The sequence below is a fragment of the Pseudomonas sp. SDO5522_S412 genome, from assembly GCF_054071215.1.
This window is the reverse complement of record NZ_JBSVWQ010000302.1, coordinates 1-5,945: the sequence shown is the minus strand read 5'-3', so window position 1 is coordinate 5,945 and position 5,945 is coordinate 1. Positions and strand designations below refer to the sequence as shown.

The 5,945-nt window shown below is 60.0% G+C and carries 5 protein-coding genes; 4 read left to right on the top strand and 1 reads right to left on the bottom strand.

From position 1 onward, the window contains the following. Positions 1-134: 134 nt before the first annotated feature. On the top strand, positions 135-1,475 hold the full coding sequence (locus tag ACW9I6_RS30130; RefSeq protein WP_003211801.1) for a substrate-binding domain-containing protein: 1,341 nt from the start codon (positions 135-137) through the stop codon (positions 1,473-1,475). 139 nt (positions 1,476-1,614) lie between these two features. Here ACW9I6_RS30130 and ACW9I6_RS30125 read toward each other — a convergent pair whose 3' ends face one another. Beyond that, entirely contained in the window at positions 1,615-2,844 is a 1,230-nt protein-coding gene (locus ACW9I6_RS30125) for an acyl-CoA dehydrogenase (RefSeq protein ID WP_003211803.1), read from the bottom strand. Positions 2,845-2,994: 150 nt separating this feature from the next. Here ACW9I6_RS30125 and ACW9I6_RS30120 point away from each other — a divergent pair, with 150 nt between their 5' ends. The 3 genes from ACW9I6_RS30120 to ACW9I6_RS30110 all read left to right on the top strand — a co-directional run bounded on the left by ACW9I6_RS30120 (position 2,995) and on the right by ACW9I6_RS30110 (position 5,302). Further along, positions 2,995-3,924, top strand: coding sequence for a LysR family transcriptional regulator (locus tag ACW9I6_RS30120; protein WP_003211805.1), 930 nt, complete (start codon positions 2,995-2,997; stop codon positions 3,922-3,924). Positions 3,925-3,991: 67 nt separating this feature from the next. Next, positions 3,992-4,390 carry a MerR family transcriptional regulator gene (locus ACW9I6_RS30115; protein ID WP_102369517.1) on the top strand — a complete coding sequence of 133 codons (399 nt, stop codon included), beginning with the start codon at positions 3,992-3,994 and terminating at the stop codon, positions 4,388-4,390. Positions 4,391-4,402: 12 nt separating this feature from the next. Continuing rightward, on the top strand, positions 4,403-5,302 hold the full coding sequence (locus ACW9I6_RS30110; RefSeq protein WP_177009129.1) for a hydroxymethylglutaryl-CoA lyase: 900 nt from the start codon (positions 4,403-4,405) through the stop codon (positions 5,300-5,302). Positions 5,303-5,945: the final 643 nt, after the last annotated feature.

Genomic DNA, 5,945 nt, shown 5'->3' with positions numbered 1-5,945 from the left:
GATACGTCGACTGACACACCGTATTCGCGAGCAAGCCCGCTCCCACACTTTTTGACGGCGTGATGCCGGTCATATTGCTGAAACCTCTCTGACTTAATCTCGCGGCACTCCCTTTGGCTTGAGAAGGTGCCGGCATGATGCTGCGCGTTCTATCCCTGCTGGCCCTGCTCAGCGCATTTCCCCTCGCCGCTTTTTCCACCCCTCTGCCCTTCCCCGAACATGGCCCGGCCTTGCGCATCCAGGGTTCCAACACCATCGGCGCGGCACTTGGCCCGGCGCTGGTCAAGGGGCTGATGGAGCAACAGGGGCTGCAAGCGGTGCACAGCGAGCCATCTGACCAGGCCAACGAACAGCACATCGTCGGCAAGACTCGCCAGGGCCAGAAGGTGACGGTGGAAGTGGCGGCCCATGGTTCCAGCACCGGGTTCGCAGCCCTGAAAAACGCCAGCGCCGACCTCGCGGCGTCTTCCCGGCCGATCAAGGACAGCGAACTGGTGGACCTCGAAGCCCTCGGCGACCTGAAAAGCCCCGACGCCGAACAGGTCATCGCCATTGACGGGCTGGCGATCATCCTCAACCCACGCAACCCGTTGGGGACGCTGAACACCGCGCAACTGGCGCAGATCTTCAGCGGCGAAGTCTCGACCTGGGAACAACTGGGCGGCATCGGTGGCCAGATTCACCTGTACGCGCGGGATGATCAATCCGGCACCTATGACACCTTCAAGGAACTGGTGCTCAGCCGGCGCGGCAAGTCGTTGGACGGCAGCGCCAAGCGCTTCGAATCCAGCGAGCAGTTGTCGGATGCTGTCAGCCATGACCCCCAGGGCATCGGTTTTATCGGATTGCCCTATGTACGCCAGGCCAAGGCGGTGGCCATCGTCGATGGCGACTCGCAGCCGATGCTGCCGCTGAACAGTTTGATCGCCACCGAGGACTACCCACTGTCACGCCGGTTGTTCTTCTACCTGCCACCTGTTGCACAAAACCCCTGGGCCAAGGCCCTGGTGGACTTTGCGCAAAGCAGCAAAGGCCAGGCGATCGTCGCCGCCAACGGTTTTATCGCACAGCAGGTGCAGGCCATGGCGGTGGAACCACGGGCGCCGATGCCCGGGGATTACCAGGCGATTGCCCGACAAGCGCAGCGCCTGACGGTAAATTTCCGGTTTGAGGAAGGCAGTGCCAGCCTCGACAACAAGGCGCGCCAGGACCTGATGCGGGTAGTGGCTTATATAAAGAGCCACGGCAAGCTGGACAAGCAGGTGACGCTGGTGGGGTTTGGGGATGCCAAGAGTGATGCGCAGCGGGCGGCGCTATTGTCGAAGTTGCGAGCGATGGCGGTGCGCCGGGAATTGGTCAAGAGCGGCGTGGTGCTGAGGGACATTCAGGGGTTCGGTGCCGAGATGCCGGTGGCGGCAAATACGGCGGATGAGGGACGGATCAAGAACCGGCGGGTGGAGGTCTGGGTGTATTGAGGACGCGGAGCGTCCGGGGCAGCATTCCCACGCAGAGCGTGGGAACGATCAACTGGCCTCATCGCGGCAAGCCCGGCTCCCACACTTGACTGCATTCCCCTGTGGGAGCTGGCTTGCCTGCGATGAAGACACCTCGGTTTTACTGCCCGCTGCGCATCATTTCCCGCGGCACATACTTGCCGATCTCGAACTTGCCGATTGCTGCGCGGTGCACTTCGTCCGGGCCATCGGCCAGGCGCAGGGTGCGCTGCATGGCGTACATGTAGGCCAGCGGGAAGTCATTGGATACGCCGGCGCCACCGTGGATCTGGATGGCTCGGTCGATCACCCTCAACGCCACGTTCGGCGCCACCACCTTGATCTGGGCGATTTCGCTTTTCGCGACCTTGTTGCCCACGGTGTCCATCATGTAGGCAGCTTTCAGGGTCAGCAGACGCGCCATGTCGATTTCCATCCGCGAGTCGGCGATCTTGTCGATATTGCCACCCAGGCGGGCCAGCGGCTTGCCGAAGGCGGTACGGCTGACGGAACGCTTGCACATCAGTTCCAGCGCGCGCTCGGCCATGCCGATGGAACGCATGCAGTGGTGAATACGGCCCGGACCAAGGCGCCCCTGGGCAATTTCAAAGCCCCGGCCTTCGCCCAGCAGGACGTTTTCGTACGGCACGCGGACGTTTTCAAACAGCACTTCGGCGTGGCCATGGGGTGCGTCGTCGTAGCCGAACACCGGCAGCGGGCGCACGATCTTCACACCGGGCGCATCCACTGGTACCAGGATCATCGAGTGCTGCTGGTGACGCGGCGCATCCGGGTTGCTCAGGCCCATGAAGATCAGGATCTTGCAGCGCGGGTCACAGGCGCCGGAGGTCCACCATTTTTTACCGTTGATCACCCACTCGTCGCCGTCGCGCTCTGCACGGGCGGCCATGTTGGTGGCATCGGAGGAAGCCACGTCCGGCTCGGTCATGGCAAATGCCGAGCGGATTTCGCCGCGCAGCAGCGGTTCGAGCCAGCGCTGTTTTTGCTCTTCGTTGGCGTAGCGCACCAGCACTTCCATGTTGCCGGTATCCGGTGCCGAGCAGTTGAACGGCTCCGGCCCCAGCAAGGAGCGGCCCATGATTTCGGCCAGGGGTGCGTATTCCAGGTTGGTGAGGCCGGCGCCCAATTCGGATTCCGGCAGGAACAGATTCCACAGGCCTTCGGCTTTAGCCTTGAGCTTCAACTCTTCCATGATGGCGGTGGGCTGCCAGCGGTCACCTTCGGCAACCTGGCGTTCGAACACAGGCTCGGCCGGATAAACGTAGGCGTCCATGAACGCGGTGACGCGTTCACGCAGTTCCTGAACCTTGGGCGAATAGGCGAAATCCATGGGCAGCACCTTCTCAATGGAGGTTGTTGAGGTCATGAATCGATGCTAGAACAGCGTTGATAATTTACCTAGCCTATTCTCGGCGTGTATTAACATTCATCACCGATATATGATCGGCGTATGGACACCTAACAATAAGAGCGCAGCGAAATGAATCTGAGCAAGGTCGACCTCAACCTCTTCATCGTCTTTGACGCGATCTACACCGAAGCCAACCTGACCCGCGCCGGGCAGATTGTCGGGATTACTCAACCTGCGGTGTCGAACGCTCTGGCCCGCCTGCGGGAGACCTTCAACGACCCGCTGTTCGTGCGCACAGCCCAAGGCATGGTGCCCACGCCCATGGCCCAGAACATCATTGGCCCGGTGCGTAATGCGCTGTCGCTGCTGCGGGTGTCGGTACAGGAAAGCCGGATCTTCAACCCGCAACAGGCGGCCAAGACCTACCGCATCAGCATGACCGACCTCACCGAAGCGGTGATTCTGCCGCCGCTGTTCCAGCGCCTGCGCCGCCTGGCACCGACGGTGGTAATCGAGAGCTTCCTGTCCAAGCGCCGGGAAACCACCAAGGAACTGGCGGCCGGTCGCCTGGACTTTGCCGTGGATGCGCCGCTCAACACCGACCCGCAAGTGCGCCACGTCAAGCTGATGGAAGACCGCTACGTGTGCGCCATGCGCAAGGGCCATCCGATGGCGGGCAAGGACAAACTGACGCTGGATGACTACCTGTCGCTGACCCACATTCATATCTCCAGCCGGCGCAACGGCCTGGGCCATGTCGACCTGGCGCTGGGCAAGATGGGCCTGCAACGCAAGATCGCCCTGCGCTCCCAGCACTACCTGATGGCCTCGCAGGTGCTGCAACAGACCGACATGGTAATGACCGTGCCGGAGCGCTTCGCACGGCGCCATGAACTGCACTGGTTCAACCTGCCGGTGAATGATGTGCCGATGGTGGAAACCCATCTGTACTGGCATGAAAGCACCGACCAGGATCCGGCCAACCGCTGGATGCGCGAGCAGATGATCGAGTTGTGCCAGCAGGTGACGGCCCATGAGAAGAAGCTGGACAAACTGTAGGAGCGAGCTTGACGTTAACGTCAACCAGCCATTAGCTTAACGCTCAAGACACTCCTTGAGCGCCCTCATGAGCACGACCTACAGCATCTCCGACCTCGCCCGCGAGCTCGACATCACCACCCGCGCCATTCGTTTCTATGAAGAACAAGGCCTGCTGTCCCCGGAACGCCGGGGCCAGGAGCGCATTTATTCGCCCCGCGACAAGGTCAGCCTGAAGCTGATCCTGCGGGGCAAGCGCATCGGTTTTTCCCTGGCCGAGTGCCGGGAACTGATCGAACTCTACGACCCTACCAGCGGCAACCAGAAACAGCTGCACAGCATGCTGGCGAAAATCGCCGAGCGCCGCGAGCAGCTGGAACAACAGTTGCTCGACATCGAACAGATGAAGCTCGAACTGGACACCGCCGAAGAGCGTTGCATCCAGGCGCTGGAACAGACCATTCAGGGCCAGGTTGGCCATTCATAAAAGGTAGCTGCCATGTCCCTCCCCTCTCATGTGCGCCTGGTGGAAGTGGGCCCCCGCGACGGCCTGCAGAATGAAGCGCAACCCATCAGCGTCGCCGACAAGGTGCAATTGGTGGACGCCCTGAGTGCCGCCGGCCTGGGTTACATCGAAGTCGGCAGTTTTGTGTCGCCCAAATGGGTACCGCAGATGGCCGGGTCGGCCGAGGTGTTTGCGCAGATCCAGCGCAAGCCGGGCGTGACCTATGGCGCGCTGGCGCCAAACCTGCGGGGTTTTGAAGATGCACTGGCGGCGGGCGTGAAAGAAGTGGCCGTATTTGCGGCGGCTTCCGAGGCGTTTTCCCAGCGCAATATCAACTGCTCCGTCAGCGAAAGCCTGGAACGCTTCGTGCCGATCATGGCCGCGGCCAGGCAGCATGGTGTGAGTGTGCGGGGTTATGTGTCGTGTGTGTTGGGTTGCCCTTATGAAGGTCAGGTCGCGCCGGAACAGGTCGCGGCAGTCGCTCGCGAGCTGTTCGCCATGGGCTGCTATGAGGTGTCCCTGGGCGACACGATTGGCACCGGCACTGCAGGCGCAACACGCCGGATGTTCGAGGTGGTCGGCGCGCAGGTGCCACGGGACAAGCTGGCCGGGCACTTCCATGACACCTATGGCCAGGCCATCGCCAATATCTACGCCAGCCTTGAGGAAGGTATCCAGGTGTTCGACAGCTCTATTGCGGGCCTCGGCGGGTGCCCCTATGCCAAGGGGGCCAGCGGTAACGTTGCCACTGAAGATGTGTTGTACCTGCTCAATGGCTTGGGCATCGAGACGGGTATCGACATGGACAAGCTGATTCTGGCGGGTCAGCAGATTTGTACGGTACTCGGCCGCCCCACCGGTTCGCGCGTGGCGAAGGCTCGCAGCGCCGGTTGAGTAGTGCGCTTGTGACGATGTGTTACCTCGCGGCTACACATCGGGTAACACGGGAACATATTTTGTCGCATTTCCTGAAGGAAATTTCTCGCCTAAAAATCAAGCCATTGATTTTAAAGGACTTTATAAAGTTGGCACGGCTTCTGCTATCTCTATTGCATAACAAGAATAAAAAGCACCAAACCTAATAAAAATAAGACGTAACGACTCTGACATAACAAAAACAACACGGCAGAGACGCAGCTAACAGATTTTTTTGGAGAAGATGTGCTTCGCAGGGTACGGCTTGCCGAAACCCGCAACCGGATAGAGAAGAACAAAAAACTACCTCAAGGTAGCTACCCACTGGTTGGATCGCGTGCGAAGAAGCAGATCAGCGCTCAAAAAAATACGTTTGCTCTTGACCCCGGATGGGGGTCGCCAAAAACAGCGGTAAAGGGCCACGGTTGCCAAAAACAACAATAGACCGCCCCTCAATAATAAAAAAAGAGCACGCAACGACAAATTAAAGGGGACCTTCGGGTCCCCTTTGTGCTTTCTCGGGGAAGGTGGTTTGCGTGTATATCCGTTTTTTGGGTGATGGCTGAGATTGGTTCCGCTCTTACAGCGGCTCACTTTTGAACAGCGCAAAAGTAAGCAAAAC